The organism is Leptolyngbya sp. 'hensonii' (assembly GCF_001939115.1).
In the GTDB taxonomy this organism is placed as follows: Bacteria; Cyanobacteriota; Cyanobacteriia.
This window is the reverse complement of record NZ_MQTZ01000014.1, coordinates 1-15,577: the sequence shown is the minus strand read 5'-3', so window position 1 is coordinate 15,577 and position 15,577 is coordinate 1. Positions and strand designations below refer to the sequence as shown.

Genomic DNA, 15,577 nt, shown 5'->3' with positions numbered 1-15,577 from the left:
CCTACAAATTATCAAGCTGTTGCAGCCGATCGCGCAGAATCTCAGCCTGCTTCTGAGCTTCAGCCAGAGCATCCTGGGCACTCTGCACCACCTCTTTGGGAGCCCGACTGATGAACCCCTCATTGCCCAAACGGGCGGTCAGGGCCTGAATCTCACCTTCAACTTTCTTCAAATCCCGCTCCACCTTGGCTTTGAGGGCGGCCACATCAACAACGCCAGCCAGGGGCACAATCACCTGGATGGTGCCAGTTACCCCCACAATCGCCTGTTCCTGGATGTCAGCCGCTGCCACGATCGTCAGATTCTCCACCTTGGCCAGATCCTGCATATAAGCCTGACTGGCGGCCAGGAGGGTGCGATCGTCTTCTGCCTCGCTTTGCAGAATGGCTCGAATCTTCGTCCCTGGTTTGATATCGGCTTCTGCCCGCAGGTTTCGCAGGGTGCGAATGGTATCGAATAGGAGCTCAAACTGTCGCTCCAGGGTCGGGTCGATCAGGGTGGCCTCTGCCTGGGGATAGGATTGTAGGGCGAGATAGCGATCAGGACTGGCCTGGGTCAGGGTATGCCAGATTTCTTCAGTAATGTGGGGCATGAAGGGGTGCAGTAGCTTCAAAATGCCCTCCAGGACCAAGGCCAGGGTTTGCTGCACGGCTTTTCTAGAGGTCGGGTCGTCTCCCTGCAGGCGCGACTTGACCAGTTCAATGTACCAGTCGCAAAAATCGCCCCAGGTGAACTCATATAGACCTTTAGCGGCTTCTCCCAGGCCATAGTGCTCAATCTGGTCACAGGTCTGCTGAGCAACCTGATGGAAGCGAGACAGAATCCAGCGATCACTGAGATCCAGGGTATCTGGATTGGGCGACCCCAACTGCGCTGGCGTTTGTCCATCCAGATTCATCATGACAAACCGGGAGGCGTTCCACAGTTTGTTGGTGAAATTGCGGGAGGCTTCCACCGATGTGGATTCATCCGTTTTGCGATTGTACTCCATGCGAATGTCCTGACCGGCTCCGGTGACTTCCCGGATCAGGGTGTAGCGCAGGGCATCGGCCCCATACTTGTTAATCAGCAGCAGGGGATCAATGCCGTTATTCGCCGATTTCGACATTTTCTTATTGTTCTCATCCCGCACCAGGCCATGGATATATACATCCCGAAAGGGGATTTGGCCTGTGAAGTGACTGGCCATCATGGTCATGCGGGCCACCCAGAAGAAGATGATGTCAAACCCGGTGACGAGCACCGTGGTTGGGAAGTAAAGGGTCAGGTCTTCCGTTTGCCCTGGCCAGCCCAGGGTGGAGAAAGGCCACAGACCAGACGAGAACCAGGTATCCAGCACATCCGGATCCTGCTCCAGTTGCACGTCAGGACCAAATTGAGCGATCGCCAGTTCCCGCGCTTCTGCCTCATGGTGGGCGACCACAAAGGGAGTTTCATCCGTAATCTGCCCCCCCGTTTCACTGATGGCATACCAGGCTGGAATTTGATGGCCCCACCAGAGTTGCCGTGAGATGCACCAATCCTTCAAGCGCACCAGCCAATCCCGGTAGACCTTCAGCCATTTTTCTGGAACGAAGTAAGGGGAATTGTCCTGGTCCAGGGACGTTAAGGCTCGAGCGGCCAGGGACTCGATTTTGACAAACCATTGGGTGGACAGGAGGGGTTCCACTGGCACTTTGCCCCGATCACTATAGGGCACGGTATGGCGGTAATCCTCCACCCTCACCAGTACCCCATCCGCTTCCAGTCGGGCCACTACATTCTTGCGGGCCACGAAGCGGTCTTGCCCAGCAAAAGGACCGGCATGCTCGTTCAGGGTGCCGTCCTTATTCATGATGTTGATAAAGGGGAGTTGATGACGCAAGCCCATTTCAAAGTCATTGGGGTCATGGGCTGGGGTGACTTTGACGCAGCCCGTGCCAAACTCCCGATCGACCAGATCATCCCCGATGATGGGGATTTCCCGATTCATGATTGGTAGGGTCAGGGTTTTGCCGATCAGGTGCTGGTAGCGATCGTCCTGGGGGTTCACGGCAACCGCCGTATCTCCCAGCATGGTTTCGGGACGGGTAGTGGCCACTTCTACGAAACCAGACCCATCTGTGAGGGGATAGCGGAAGTGCCAGAGGTGGCCGTTAACTTCCTGACTTTCCACTTCCAGGTCAGAAACGGCGGATTGGCTGGCTGGGCACCAATTCACCAGATAATTGCCCCGGTAGATCAGTCCTTCCTGGTAGAGTTTGACGAACGCTTCCAGCACGGCCTTCGACAGCCCCTCATCCAAAGTGAACCGTTCCCGAGACCAGTCTGCCGACAGGCCGAGACGGCGGAGTTGATCGACGATCGTCCCCTCGGATTGGGCTTTCCACTCCCAGGCCCGTTTCAGGTAAGCCTCTCGGCCCACATCCTGTCGTCGTTTTCCCTGAGCCCGCAACTCTCGATCCAGAATGGTGCTGACGGCAATACTGGCGTGGTCAGTTCCCGGCAGGCAGAGGGTGTTATCGCCCTGCATCCGGTGGTAGCGCACCAGCACATCCATCAGGGCGGTATTAAAGGCATGGCCCATGTGGAGACTGCCCGTCACATTGGGCGGCGGAATCACAATGCAGTAGGGTTGGCCTCCCTTTTCTGGATGGGCTTTGAATACTTCCTGCTCCTCCCAAATTCGTTGCCATTTGGCTTCAGTGGTGGCGGCTTCATATTGGCTGGGCAGGTTGGCAAGGGTTGCAGTCATGGGGCAAGGAAGGATGGGACAGGCGTTTACATCCTATAAATTCTGACATATTGCCATCCCCAGTGATTTGTTAGATCACAGGATCCCAGTTGCTCATCAGTCATCCAGGGTAGACAGGGTTGCTTTTTTGCCGGTATGGCAGTGAAGAAGAAGTCAATTTTTGTATAAAATTCATCTCTCCTGGGACCAGTATGCGACTCTTGGAATAAACCCCTGACCCTGAAAAAGTGCCTGCCCCAGGAAAATCCTCAGCATAACCTGGGATGATATCATCCGCTGACCATCCTATGGACCCCTTCCAGCCCTGCTCCGATGTGATCCGAGATCGTGCTAACCCGCATGATGCGGCTGAGCAGGAGCTGCATGGAGATCTGTCTCCCACAGCGGTTGAAGCGAGGGACGATCGCCGCTTTCGGGCTTTGACTCAAAATTCCGCTGATATTGTTGTCATTCTCGATACTCAGGGTGTTGTTCAATCTGTCAGCTCTTCTGCAGAAAAGGTTTTGGGCTATGCCCCTGTGGAAGTGGTCGGTAAACCTGTCTTCGAGTTAGTGCATCCGGAAGACAGTTCCCTGATCACGCAAACCCTGGAACGGGCAATCCAGTCGCCTGGGTTGAGCCTGTCTCGTGTGGAATGGCGGATTAAACACAGAAATGGCTGCTGGAAAGTTCTGGAGGTCATTCTGACCAATCTGCTGGCAGAACCCGTGGTTCGAGGGATGGTGATCAATGCTCGGGATGTCACTGAACAGAAACTGACCGAAGCAGCGCTGCATCTGCGCATAGAGCGGGAACAACTCTTGATGAGTATTGTCCAGCGGATCCGCCAATCCCTGCATTTGAAGGAGATTCTGAATACGACCGTTGCAGAAGTGCGCCAACTGCTGCAGACCGATCGGGTGATTATTTTCTGCTTTGCGCCAGACTGGAGTGGGGATGTGGTGACAGAATCGGTAGCGCCAGACTGGTCGCCGATTTTGGGCAGTCATGTGGTTGATCCTTGTTTTCAGCAGTCCTATGTCGAACCCTATCGTCAGGGGCGGGTGACGACGATTGATGATCTGGATGGGGCTCAGATTGCTCCCTGTCATCGGGCCTTGCTGGCGAACTTTCAAGTTAGGGCTAATCTGATTGTCCCGATTCTTCAGGGAGCCCACCTGTGGGGATTGTTGATTGCTCACCACTGTTCGGCTCCTCGGCACTGGCAAGCCTGGGAAATTGAGGTGCTGAAACAACTGGCGACTTCGCTGGAAGTTGCGATCCATCAGTCTCAGCTCTATCAACAAATTCAGCAATTTAATATTGCGCTAGAGCAACAGGTGCAGCAGCGGACGCAGGAATTGCGGCAGGCACTTCACTTCGAGGCTTTGCTAAAGCGGATTACCGATAAGGTGCGGGATAGCCTGGACGAAAACCAGATTTTGCAAACGGCAGTGGACGAATTGGGGGCTGGTCTGCAGGTTCTCTGTTGTGATGTAGGGCTTTACAATGCAGCCTTGACGACTTCAACCATTCGGCATGAATATAATGCTGCCCTGTTGCCCCAGAAGGGACAGGAATTTCTGCTGTCAGAATCGACGGATCCAGCAATTTACCAGCATCTTTTCCGAGGACAGTACAGCCACTTCTGCCCGTTGAAGGCTGACTGTGCTCGACTGAATGTCCACAAATATACAATCCTGGCCTCCCCTCTGTTCGATGATCAGGGGTCTCTGGGAGACATGTGGCTATTTCGATACCAGCAGGACTGGTTCAACGACCAGGAAATTCGACTGGTGCAGCAGGTGGCGAACCAATGTGCGATCGCCCTGCGCCAGTCCCGCCTCTATCAGGCTGCTCAGGCCCAGGTGCGAGAGCTGGAACGGTTGCACCGCTTGAAGGATGACTTTCTCAGTACGATTTCCCATGAATTGCGGACCCCAATGTCCAGCATCAAAATGGCCGCTCAAATGCTGAGAGTTATTTTGCAAAAAACAGGTCTTCTGGAGTCTAGTGAGCAGGCGGCTGAATACTTTCAGATTTTGCACAGTGAGTGCCAGCGAGAAATTAGTCTGATCGATGATTTGCTGGATCTGTCCCGTCTGGAAGCTCAGGTGGAGCCGATCATGCTGATGGAGGTTGACCTGCGGGTTTGGATACCCGCGATCGCAGAGCCTTTTGAGGAGCGAACAGGCAGTCAACGACAACACCTGCAGATCCAGATTCCACCTGACTTGCCCCTATTGACGACAGACTTGAAATACCTGGAACGGATTCTGACTGAGCTTTTGAATAATGCCTGTAAATATACGCCTGCAGGAGAGCAAATTACCGTTGCGGTCAGAGTGCTGGATGAGATGGGATTGGGTTCCCGCGAACGAGAGCCCTCAGGGATGTCGGAACCGGAAAGCACAGAAACTGGACAGTGTCCTCTCGCGACCCTACCTTGTTCTTCTAGGGCGATCTCTTTGTCGTCTGTCTGGCTGCAAATTAGTGTTTGTAATAGTGGAATTGAGCTGCCTACGAGTGAGCTGGCCCATATTTTTGATAAGTTCTATCGGATTCCCAGTAGTGATCCCTGGCGACATGGGGGGACGGGGTTGGGGCTGGCCCTGGTGAAGAAAATGGCAGCCCAATTGGGCGGCTCGATCGAGGTGGAAAGTGCTAATCAGCAAACTTGCTTTATCCTGCAGTTGCCCTTTAAACCATTAGAGTAAGAGTTGTGCATAGGGTGCTATGGGCCATGCGCTAAGATTAGAACTTGCCTGTAGTGCCACTAAGCTAAGGATCAATGAAGGGCAGAGATGAGCAAGGGAACGTTGTTCGATAAGGTTTGGGATTTGCATACGGTTGGAATTTTACCTTCTGGTCAGACGCAGCTCTTGATTGGATTGCATCTGATTCACGAAGTGACCAGCCCTCAGGCTTTTGCAGCCCTGCGAGAGCGGAATCTGCAGGTGCTGTTCCCGGAGCGCACGATCGCAACCGTTGATCACATTGTCCCGACAGAAAACCAGGCCCGTCCGTTTCTTGATCACCTCGCTGAGGAGATGATTCAAGCGCTGGAGCGCAATTGCAAAGATTATGGCATTACCTTCTACAACATTGGTTCGGGCCGCCAGGGGATTGTCCATGTGATTGCGCCGGAATTGGGGTTGACCCAACCGGGGATGACGGTTGCCTGTGGCGATAGCCATACCTCAACCCATGGGGCGTTTGGAGCGATCGCTTTTGGCATTGGCACTAGCCAGGTGCGGGATGTCTTGGCCAGTCAGACCCTGGCTCTGGCCAAGTTGAAAGTCCGGCGCATAGAAGTGGATGGAACTCTGCGGCCCGGTGTTTATGCGAAGGATGTGATTCTCCATATCATCCGGAAACTGGGGGTGAAAGGTGGGGTGGGGTATGCCTATGAATTTGCAGGCACCACCTTCGACCAGATGGATATGGAAGCCCGGATGACCGTCTGTAACATGGCGATCGAGGGCGGTGCCCGTTGTGGGTATGTCAATCCCGATCCGATCACTTTTGATTATCTGCAGGGGCGGGAATTTGCCCCTAAGGGTGCAGACTGGGAGCGAGCTGTCGCCTGGTGGACTCAACTACGCAGTGATGGGGATGCGGTTTATGACGATCGGGTCGTGTTTGATGCCGCTGATATTGCCCCCACCGTTACCTGGGGGATTACCCCCGGTCAAGGTATTGCCGTGGATGAGCCGGTGCCGACGCCAGAGACTCTGCCCGAAGAGGAGCAGGCGATCGCGGCAGAAGCCTACTCTTACATGGATTTAACTCCGGGTGCCTCAATTCAGGGTTTGAAGGTGGATGTCTGCTTTGTAGGCAGTTGTACTAATGGTCGCATCAGTGATCTGCGGGAAGCGGCTCGCTTTGCCCAGGGAAGGCAGGTGGCACCTGGGGTGAAGGCATTCATTGTGCCCGGTTCGGAACGGGTCAAGCAACAGGCCGAAGCTGAAGGACTGGACCAGATCTTTCAGGCTGCCGGGTTTGAATGGCGCGAACCGGGTTGTTCCATGTGTCTGGCGATGAATCCTGACAAACTGCAGGGTCGCCAGTTGAGTGCGTCCTCTTCGAATCGGAATTTTAAGGGTCGCCAGGGATCTGCCTCAGGCCGTACCTTACTGATGAGTCCGGCAATGGTCGTTGCGGCAGCGGTGACCGGTGTGGTCTCCGATGTGCGAGAGCTGCTCTAAGGGTAAACTTCTGCACCTTGGAGGGAAATCCCGGCCCTGTCCTTACTGGAGAGGATAGGGTCTTCTTCTAAAGGCCAGTCGATCGCCAGATCGGGATCGTTCCAGAGGAGCGATCGCTCATGCTCGGGGGCGTAGTACTCGGTCGTTTTATACAGGACTTCTGCAAAGTCGGATAGCACCAGAAATCCATGGGCAAATCCTGGTGGGATCCACAATTGCTGCTTATTGTCTGCAGTTAAAGTGGCCCCAACCCATTGTCCAAAGGTGATGCTGCTGCGGCGCAAATCCACTGCAACATCGAAGATGGAGCCGAGAATGACCCGAATCAGTTTACCCTGGGGCTGCTGGATCTGGTAATGCAACCCCCGGAGAACATGGCGGGCCGATCGGGAATGATTATCCTGGACAAAGGGGACGGCGAGGCCTGTTTCAGCCTGCCAGACTTTGGCATTATAGCTTTCCAGAAAAAAACCACGCTCGTCTCCAAAAACTCTTGGCTCGATTAAGAGGACATCGGGAATGGGGGTGGCCATAATGGTTAGCGTTCCGGGTACGGTGGTCATCGCATCGTCCTCTACAGGTTTGAATGGGGGCTAGGGGGTGCGGCATATCCCTGATGGAACTGAGCGTCGATCGGACTCTCCTCCAGAATATCCAGCAAATAACGACCATAGCTGCTCTTGGCCATCGGTGCGGCCAAACGCTCTAATTGAGCAGCATCAATATAGCCCCGACGATAGGCAATTTCTTCAATACAGGCAATCTTCAAACCCTGCCGCTCCTCCAGGGTTTGAATGAAGTTAGCGGCCTGGTGTAAGGATTCATGGGTGCCTGTATCCAGCCAGGCATACCCCCGTCCCAGTACTTCCACCTGCAACTGCCCCCGCTGCAGATAGGCCAGATTCACATCCGTAATTTCCAGTTCCCCCCTGGCTGAGGGTTGCAGACTGGCCGCAATCTCAACCACCTGAGCATCATAGAAATACAGGCCAGGGACCGCATATTTGGACTTGGGCCGGGCTGGCTTTTCCTCAATGCCGATCGCTTGCCCCTGCTCATTAAACTGAATCACGCCGTAGGCCTGGGGTTGGGTGACCTGATAGCCGAAGACCAATCCCCCTGACTGAAGTTGGGCAGCCCGACTCAGGATTTCACCAAAACCATGGCCATAGAAGATGTTATCTCCCAGGATCAGGCATACGGGCTCCTCTCCGATAAAGCCTTTCCCCAAAATAAAAGCCTGGGCCAGTCCTTCTGGACGGGGTTGTTCTATGTATGTGAACTGGAGTCCCCACTGGCTGCCATCTTTGAGCAGACGCTGGAACATGGGCAGGTCCAGGGGAGTGGAGATAACCAGAATGTCGCGAATGCCAGCCAGCATCAGGACGGAGAGGGGATAGTAAATCATGGGCTTGTCGTAAACGGCCATCAGTTGTTTGCTGACAACCTGGGTCAGGGGATAAAGTCTGGTCCCTGCCCCACCGGCCAGAATAATGCCTTTCATGGTGAAGTTCTCGCGGAGGGTGATGAAGCGGCGTTGTCTGCAGCGCCGTCCTTTAAGTCATGATCTAAGTTTCCCTGTTGTCATAGTTTTGTTTAAGCCAGGTCTGGTAAGTTCCCGATCGCACCTGGGCGACCCAGTCTGGATGGTCAAGGTACCACTGAATGGTTTTAGCTAGACCGCTGTCGAAGTTTTCCCGGGGCTGCCACCCCAGTTCGCGGCTGATCTTGCTGCAATCGATCGCATAGCGACGATCGTGCCCCGGACGGTCCTTGACAAAGGTAATCAGGGAAGACCGGCTTAATCCGACCTGGGGAACTAGTTTGTCCAAGAGGGTGCAGATCGTCTCGACCACAGCCAGATTCGTCTGCTCATTCTGACCCCCAATGTTGTAGGTTGCCCCAATCTGGCCTTGGCGCAGGACCTGATACAGGGCTTCACAATGGTCTGTGACATAGAGCCAGTCCCGCACATTCTGGCCATCCCCATAAATTGGTAGGGGTTTCCCTTCCAGGGCATTCAGCAGGATCAGAGGAATCAATTTCTCCGGAAATTGCCGAGGACCATAGTTGTTGGAACAGTGGGTGGTCAGGGTGGGGAGGTGATAGGTGTGGTAGTAAGCTCGCACCAGATGGTCGGCTGCCGCTTTTGAGGCAGCATAGGGGCTGTTGGGGGCGTAGGGAGTCTCTTCCCGGAAGGCTGGATCAGAGGGGCCTAGAGATCCATAGACCTCATCGGTGGAGACGTGCAGGAAGCGAAACCGATCGCGTTGGGTTGCGGCCAGATGCTGCCAGTAGTTGCGGGCTGCTTCCAGGAGGCGGAAAGTCCCGACCACATTAGTCTGAATGAAATCCTGGGGGTTCAGAATCGACCGATCGACATGGCTTTCAGCCGCAAAGTTGATGACGGCATCCGGTTGATACTGCTCGAACAGATGGTTGACCAATTCCAGGTTGCCAATATCTCCCCGGACAAAGGTGTAGTCCGGATCGGTTTCTAAGTCTACCAGGGTCTGGAGATTACTGGCATAGGTCAGCTTATCCAGATTCACCACCCGGCCCCAACCTTGCTGGCGAGCCTGCAAAATAAAGTTCGCGCCGATAAAACCCGCACCGCCCGTAACAAATAGGTTCATGCTGCTGCCGTTGTAATCGTGAATGTTTGAAGAGGCTCTGGTTATCTGACTCCCAGTTTCTGATCCTATTAGGACTTTAATGGATGGGCCTGGTTTGACGGAATCATTTGGGCTGGTCCATGCAAAGCTTGGCGGAGGTGAGTCAGAAAGCCTCCCTGGGCTCGGCAATTGATCCGTTGGAATTGTTCTAAGCTTCTGACCCAAGCTGTATCTGGTGGATGGTGCTGTTTCCGGAGGACTGACATCTGCGGGGAAGGAACCAGATTGGAGCGTGACAGATCTTGAACTGGCCCATTCTATTTTCGGGGCAGGGTGGCCCTGGCAGCGGGATCTTACTCCAGGGGTAGGTTGTTTCCATCACCAGTGCAGAGACTGGCACACCCTCGATTTCGGGGAGTGGGGCGAGCCTGGTAATTCTAAGACTAGAAGATTAAACCAACTGGGGTTCAAGTCAAAGGTTCTATTCCGTTGGAAGGAACAGTCAACGATCAGGGTGGGGGATTGATTCCCAGGAGATTTGGTTAATCAGTGTGTTTGTTCTGTAGGTCAAGAACCTGAACTGTTGCGGCTGGGGGTGGTTGAGTCTGATTGAATCCACCCACACAACTTTGAGAATTGATTTATGTTCAACTCTGTTTCGCTGGCCACTGCTCTGACGATCGTGATCCTGCCCTTGGCTACCCTCCCTGCAGTGGCGAAACCGATCCCCAAAAGTCCAAAGGCCCGTAGCGCGGAGCCGATCTGCTACATGCGTCTGCCCAATCAGGCGACCCTGAATCTCCAACGGCTCTGTGGTGCTTCTCAAAGGCCCCCATCAGCACTTCGGGAAGATCCGGCAGTGAAAAGTACAGACCCGGCCCTTTTGAATGATGTTTCCGCTACACCAGACCCGGCCCAATCTACCGCTTCAGGGGAAGATCGGGCTCTCCTGGAAACGTCTAGCTAGCGCTTCGTCAACCCGTTCAAGGGGTTTGCGGGTCTGAGTCTGGCTGGCAAACTCTGGATATCCGGTGCCTCAGGTCAATTCTAGTTATCATGGGGGAAGAACGATGCAGAGAAGAACTGTGTTCTTTGACGCGATGTTCGTTCACTCGATAGAGACACAGGGGATGGGTCAGTAGACTATGAGCGATCGCGGCGAAGGATTCAAAGTCGTTGCCGATAACCGGCAGGTTCGCTTTCAATACGAAGTCCTGGAGACCTATGAGGCTGGGCTGACCCTGGCAGGTACGGAAGTAAAATCGATTCGTGCAGGTAAAGTAAATCTGCGGGATGGGTTTGCGTTAATTCGGGATGGGGAAGCCTGGCTACTCAATGTCCATATTTCTCCCCACAACACGACAGGGCAATATTTCAACCACGATCCCCGACGAACACGCAAGCTCTTGCTGAACCGGATGGAAATTCGTAAGCTGATTGGTCGTGTTGAACAGCAGGGGTTGACCCTGGTTCCCCTCAAAATGTACCTCAAGCGGGGATGGATCAAGGTAGAAATTGCCCTAGTTCGTGGTAAAAAGCTCCACGATAAGCGGGAAGACATTAAGAAGCGGGATGATAAGCGCCAGATGGAGCGGGCGATGAAGAATTACTAGTGGCGAAAACTAGGGAAAACGCCCGCCGTCTCTGATCTGTATCATTCGGCTCCCTTAGCAGACTTCTCCGATACAGAACTGGGAGAGTTGAAGGGGCCATAACTGGCAATAACAGCTACCGACAGCCACCAGAGCATACTGATTTCAGGGCGATACCAGACGGTATCAACCAGTCCATGGCCCAGCATGCCAGCCATGGCAGCCATGGCTCCAATTAACCAGAAGCCCTGAGGATTGGCACGGGTCTGGAGTTCTCCCAGATGCTTGACCCCCTGATTGAACGTAACGGTCAGGAACCAGAGGAAGCAGGATAGGCCGATGAAACCGGTTTCTACAGAAACTTCCAGCAGAATTGAGTAGGCGCTGAGGGCGCTGTAGCGGGGGCGCTGGAAGAGGGGATAGATCTGGTTGAAGGCTGTATTTCCTGGCCCAATGCCCAGAATCGGACGTTTTTTAATCATTTCGATGACCGCTGACCAGACATTCAGGCGGTAATTGCTGCTGCTATCGCCTCGGCCAAAGAAGATGCTGAATACACGATTCCGAATAGGTTCGATGGCGACGATCGCTAGAGCTAGGAGGACCACCAAGGCCCCCAGGCCAATTGGGAGAGCCCAGGTTTGCCAGAAAGGAGGCAGGTGGTTGAGTTGGGAAAGCCAGAGCAGGACCAGGAATACAAAAATGAGAATCACGAAGCCAATCCAGGCTCCCCGACTGTCTGTATAGCGCAGGCAATAACAGTTGACGATCAGCATGGTCAGTGCTAGCGCTTTTGGCCCCCATCGCCGCCAGGTCAAGAGCGCCGCCAGGCTGAAGGCGATCGCGGGCAGGAGATACCCCCCTAACAAATTGGGGTTACCCAGATAACTATAAACGCGGGTCACATTGGCTGCAGGCAGGCTCGGATCATTCCAGGTGGCTAGCGGCTCAACTTGGTCGAACCACTGCCGGATGCCGTAGGCACTGACTATCAGGGCAATGTGCAGATAAAGGCCAATGAGCCAGGAGCGCAGACGGGCCGATCTTAGGATCTGGGCCATCAGCGCAAACAGGAGGAGGTACAAAGTTAACTTGCCCCAGCCCACCAATGCCGCTTTTCGGACGGGTGAGAGGGCAGTGGCCAGGGTGGCGATTCCCCAGTAAAGCAGAACGAGCAGATGGATAGGTTTACGGGTCAGGTTGCCTGCTTCCCCGTCAGATAGGGTGATGATGAGCCAGAACCCGGCGCAGGCAACCAGCAATAGCCCGATCAGGGCATTGGAGACGAAGGGAGCCAAACCAAAGACTAGGCTGAGCAATAACAGGCCGATCGTGTCTGCCCAGGGCATGAGCCAGCTTCCGCGCCGCCAGAGTTGGAGGGAGCCAATCAGACCATAGAGATGGCTCGTCTGAAGCCAGACTGGATCGGGTAAGTCGGACAGGGTGAATCGTTGCCAAACAGAAGCCATGAAGGGTCAGCCGTTTACGGTGAAGGAATCCTGCTAGGAGAGGGCGATCTCGACCATCCAGGTAGAGTTCGGCCTTCCTGATACAGGCTGAGCGAACCTTCATGACTCTACAGTAGGGCTTTGGATCGGGTCAACCAGTGGCCTGCGGATTACCCTGGGCTGCCCGGTATCCTCTTGTGGATTAGCTACTCATCTCGGCCTGGGTCACTTGAGGCAGGCTGATGACATAGCGATATCCCACTTCAACCGAACCCTGCAGTGAAATTTGCCCCCCATGCATTTCGACTAACTGACGGCTAAGCACCAGACCCAGATCATCGCGAGATGCTTCTAGGGAAGCTGGGGATTTCTCGGGTGCGGAACCCATGGCCGCTGGGTGCGGTGATGGAGAAGAGTCGGACTGCCATTCTCGATCGCGAAGATTGTCATTCTCCGCAGTTTCGTTCAAACCATAGAGGTCTGACAGGGGTAAGCTCTCTCCCAGCCAGGGATTGGAAACCCAGATTGAAAGTTGTAACCGCTGTTGTTTGCGTGAAACATGGAGGCGAATCACGCTACCCGCATTCGAGGATTGCACCAGACTGAAGATCAGGTGATACAGAATTTGCCGTACCTTGTTTTTGTCTAAAGTCCAGATTCGAGGGCCTGGTTCGATCGAGAGCCGAATCTGCTGTTCTCGACGACTGGCTGCCTGTTCTAGAGTATTGAGGACCTGCTGGCAGAGCATCTCCAGATCCACAGAAGTGAGGGTCAGATTTTCTCCATGGGTATCCGGTGCTCCAAGTTCAACAATCTCATTCACCAGGGAAAGCAGGTATTGACTGCTCTGGTAAACGATGTCCAGATATTCTTTTTGCTTATCAGAGAGAGGGCCATAGACTTCGCGGTGGAGCACACTGGTCATGCCCAGGACTGAGGTCAGGGGGGTTCTCAATTCCTGAGTCAGATGGGTCAGCAGCCTGACCCGCATAAGATTCAGGCGAGACTGCTCTGGGAGAGCCTCTTCTGCAGAACGGGGCACTGAAGCAGGTTGCTGGTCGAGGGTCTGCGGTGGAGGGTCTGCAGGTTGCTGGTGGGTCAAACGATCGCGCTCAAATTCACTCATGCTCCACCGGGCAACCAACTCCAGACACCCAATATCTCTGGAAGTAAACGTACGAGGGACCAGATCCATGACGGCCAGGGTACCCAGACAATAGCCTGCAGAGTTGAGCAGGGGAACCCCCAGATAGGATCGAATCCGATAGCGATGCACCAGAGCACTGTGGGCAAAGTCGGGGTGGGTTGCTGCATCTCCAATCACCAGAGCCTGATGACTGTTAACAATGGAGACAGAGAAGGAGTCCTGTCGGGGAATTTGGCGAGAAGTTGCAATCTCATTCATCACGCCCAATCTGGAGAGCCCGATCGCAGATTTGAGCCACTCCCGCTCCTGATCAAGAATGCCCAGGGTGCATACTGGCATGTCCAGCAGGTGGGCGGCCATCTGGGTCGCTTCTTCAAATACTGCGATGCTGGTTGCATCTAGAAGTGCCAGATCGGCTATAACTTTCAGGCGCTGCTGCTCTCGGTCCATTGTGGTTGTCTCATTGAACGGATAAAGCAGTCGATTCTCAGGCCTTACCATCACGTCCCCGACTCCTGTTCCTAGTTGTCACAGAAATTACGCTTGACTCGATCCGGCTTGTAAAAACTGCCCAAACTATTTGGGAGGAGAACAACGGGGGATCAAATCTTTTAGGTGATTTACTGGATTGGTAATTATCTACACCCAGCATTCCCTAACTTGAGACGTGATCAACATAATTTGAGTAATAGTTGGAAAAATTATCATGCCTGAACCAGATTGGCCAAGAATGGGCATTTCTCAGTACTAATACTTAAGTGTCATGACTATACTTGCTACTGGTATTAGGTTAGATCATAGACCATGACCTAAACTGTAGTTACTTGAATCCTGTAAGGCCTTATGGCTCAGGAACTACAGGGCTAGGAACTAAGGGGGGAGGTCCAGGCAGTATGGCATAACAGAGCTTCGATGACTCGTACCCCTCGCAGTTGATTGGAAAGGGGCAGGTGTCCTGCAGGAGCCGTGAGGTTCCAGATAAATTCTTGAGGATATCGGGTCCAATTATTGCCCGATCGCCAGCCGATGCGAGGCCAAAATTTCTCCCAATTTTTTCCCACCCCTAGCCAGATCTGGCGTTGGACAGAAAAACCAAATTTGCCTTCAGAGTAAAACTTCCAAAGGGCATCAATGGTGTGCAAATCTTGATCGGGCAAACTGGCGACTTCTGTGAAATAAAGCCACTTGCGCTCCAGAGCCCCTGGTCCGGCTAGTTCGCATAGTTTCTGCAAAGTCAGCCGATCGGCAGCCTGAAAGTCTTGCTGAGCGAGGAGCTCTTTCAGAGGACAGTAGTCAATACCGCGATTGCTCAGAAGCGGAACTGGGTTCTGGGAAAGGTTAGCCTGTGGGGCATTTGGATGGGTGTTAGACGGATCGGTCGCAAAAGAACTCATGTCAAATCGCAGCAATTTATCAATGTACCCCAGGTTGGAGTACAGTTCGGGCGCTACAGGAATTCTAGAGGATTTTCTATCCTAATCGACTGAAGTCTGGCAACAAACCATTATGCCTGGGGCAGGCCGAAGTCTTAGCTCCATGTTCAGAGTCTCGATTTTGCCTCGATGGCCTTCTCTGGTAAAGAGAAGGGCCCCTGGGGGTATGCCCCCAGGGAGGAAATTCCGTCTGGCAATCAGGAGGTTTCCTCGGTTGCCGACAATTTGTAGCCATGCTCGAATGCATAGCGAACGAGCTGGGAACGGTTCTCTAGCTTTAACTTATTCAAGATGTTGCTGAGATGAGTTTGCACTGTTCGAGGGCTGACAAACAGATGGTCTCCAATTTGCTTATTGGTATAGCCCTGGATCACTTCCCAGAAGACTTTCTCCTCAGCGGGGGTAAGGGGTAGGGGCTTGG

At 53.7% G+C, this 15,577-nt stretch carries 12 protein-coding genes; 4 read left to right on the top strand and 8 right to left on the bottom strand.

Annotated elements, in window-relative coordinates:
- Position 1: 1 nt before the first annotated feature.
- Positions 2-2,734: a valine--tRNA ligase gene (locus BST81_RS05230; protein ID WP_075597494.1), complete on the bottom strand. Its 2,733-nt coding sequence runs from the start codon at positions 2,732-2,734 to the stop codon at positions 2-4.
- A gap of 287 nt (positions 2,735-3,021) precedes the next feature.
- Here BST81_RS05230 and BST81_RS05225 point away from each other — a divergent pair, with 287 nt between their 5' ends.
- Together BST81_RS05225 and leuC are read left to right on the top strand one after the other, a co-directional pair.
- Positions 3,022-5,430 carry a GAF domain-containing protein gene (locus tag BST81_RS05225; RefSeq protein ID WP_075597493.1) on the top strand — a complete coding sequence of 803 codons (2,409 nt, stop codon included), beginning with the start codon at positions 3,022-3,024 and terminating at the stop codon, positions 5,428-5,430.
- An 87-nt stretch (positions 5,431-5,517) separates the two neighbouring features.
- A complete protein-coding gene (gene leuC, locus BST81_RS05220; RefSeq protein ID WP_075597492.1) occupies positions 5,518-6,921 on the top strand; it encodes a 3-isopropylmalate dehydratase large subunit in 1,404 nt (467 codons plus the stop codon).
- On the opposite strand, the gene rfbC is transcribed toward leuC, so the two are convergent.
- The 3 genes from rfbC to rfbB form a co-directional block, all read right to left on the bottom strand.
- Positions 6,918-7,484: a dTDP-4-dehydrorhamnose 3,5-epimerase gene (gene rfbC, locus BST81_RS05215; protein WP_075597491.1), complete on the bottom strand. Its 567-nt coding sequence runs from the start codon at positions 7,482-7,484 to the stop codon at positions 6,918-6,920. The two genes, leuC and rfbC, sit on opposite strands and share 4 nt — an antisense overlap.
- Before the next feature lie 11 nt (positions 7,485-7,495).
- Positions 7,496-8,425, bottom strand: a complete 930-nt coding sequence (rfbA, locus tag BST81_RS05210; protein ID WP_075597490.1) for a glucose-1-phosphate thymidylyltransferase RfbA — start codon at positions 8,423-8,425, stop codon at positions 7,496-7,498.
- Positions 8,426-8,489: 64 nt separating this feature from the next.
- Entirely contained in the window at positions 8,490-9,557 is a 1,068-nt protein-coding gene (rfbB, locus tag BST81_RS05205; protein ID WP_075597489.1) for a dTDP-glucose 4,6-dehydratase, read from the bottom strand.
- Positions 9,558-10,179: 622 nt separating this feature from the next.
- Between rfbB and BST81_RS05200 the strand changes: the two genes are divergently transcribed.
- Both BST81_RS05200 and smpB read left to right on the top strand, forming a co-directional pair.
- Complete coding sequence (locus BST81_RS05200; protein ID WP_075597488.1) at positions 10,180-10,503, top strand: hypothetical protein; 324 nt, start codon at positions 10,180-10,182, stop codon at positions 10,501-10,503.
- A gap of 178 nt (positions 10,504-10,681) precedes the next feature.
- Positions 10,682-11,149: an SsrA-binding protein SmpB gene (gene smpB, locus BST81_RS05195; protein WP_075597487.1), complete on the top strand. Its 468-nt coding sequence runs from the start codon at positions 10,682-10,684 to the stop codon at positions 11,147-11,149.
- A gap of 41 nt (positions 11,150-11,190) precedes the next feature.
- Here the strand turns inward: smpB and BST81_RS05190 are convergent, their stop codons facing one another.
- The 4 genes from BST81_RS05190 to BST81_RS05175 form a co-directional block, all read right to left on the bottom strand.
- Positions 11,191-12,597, bottom strand: a complete 1,407-nt coding sequence (locus tag BST81_RS05190; protein WP_075597486.1) for an IctB family putative bicarbonate transporter — start codon at positions 12,595-12,597, stop codon at positions 11,191-11,193.
- 181 nt (positions 12,598-12,778) lie between these two features.
- Positions 12,779-14,224, bottom strand: a complete 1,446-nt coding sequence (locus tag BST81_RS05185; protein WP_075597485.1) for a GAF domain-containing sensor histidine kinase — start codon at positions 14,222-14,224, stop codon at positions 12,779-12,781.
- A gap of 362 nt (positions 14,225-14,586) precedes the next feature.
- Positions 14,587-15,117 (bottom strand): GUN4 domain-containing protein, encoded by a 531-nt coding sequence (locus BST81_RS05180; RefSeq protein ID WP_083636681.1) that lies wholly within the window; start codon positions 15,115-15,117, stop codon positions 14,587-14,589.
- Between the two features lie 236 nt (positions 15,118-15,353).
- On the bottom strand, positions 15,354-15,577 hold a 224-nt coding region (locus tag BST81_RS05175), incomplete at its 5' end, for a response regulator transcription factor (protein WP_143780236.1).

Bases quoted from the DNA above. Each gene is read 5' to 3' on its own strand.
- BST81_RS05230 (WP_075597494.1), bottom strand. From the start codon at position 2,734: ATGACTGCAACCCTTGCCAACCTGCCCAGCCAATATGAAGCCGCCACC.
- BST81_RS05225 (WP_075597493.1), top strand. From the start codon at position 3,022: ATGGACCCCTTCCAGCCCTGCTCCGATGTGATCCGAGATCGTGCTAAC.
- leuC (WP_075597492.1), top strand. From the start codon at position 5,518: ATGAGCAAGGGAACGTTGTTCGATAAGGTTTGGGATTTGCATACGGTT.
- rfbC (WP_075597491.1), bottom strand. From the start codon at position 7,484: ATGACCACCGTACCCGGAACGCTAACCATTATGGCCACCCCCATTCCC.
- rfbA (WP_075597490.1), bottom strand. From the start codon at position 8,425: ATGAAAGGCATTATTCTGGCCGGTGGGGCAGGGACCAGACTTTATCCC.
- rfbB (WP_075597489.1), bottom strand. From the start codon at position 9,557: ATGAACCTATTTGTTACGGGCGGTGCGGGTTTTATCGGCGCGAACTTT.
- BST81_RS05200 (WP_075597488.1), top strand. From the start codon at position 10,180: ATGTTCAACTCTGTTTCGCTGGCCACTGCTCTGACGATCGTGATCCTG.
- smpB (WP_075597487.1), top strand. From the start codon at position 10,682: ATGAGCGATCGCGGCGAAGGATTCAAAGTCGTTGCCGATAACCGGCAG.
- BST81_RS05190 (WP_075597486.1), bottom strand. From the start codon at position 12,597: ATGGCTTCTGTTTGGCAACGATTCACCCTGTCCGACTTACCCGATCCA.
- BST81_RS05185 (WP_075597485.1), bottom strand. From the start codon at position 14,224: ATGGTAAGGCCTGAGAATCGACTGCTTTATCCGTTCAATGAGACAACC.
- BST81_RS05180 (WP_083636681.1), bottom strand. From the start codon at position 15,117: ATGAGTTCTTTTGCGACCGATCCGTCTAACACCCATCCAAATGCCCCA.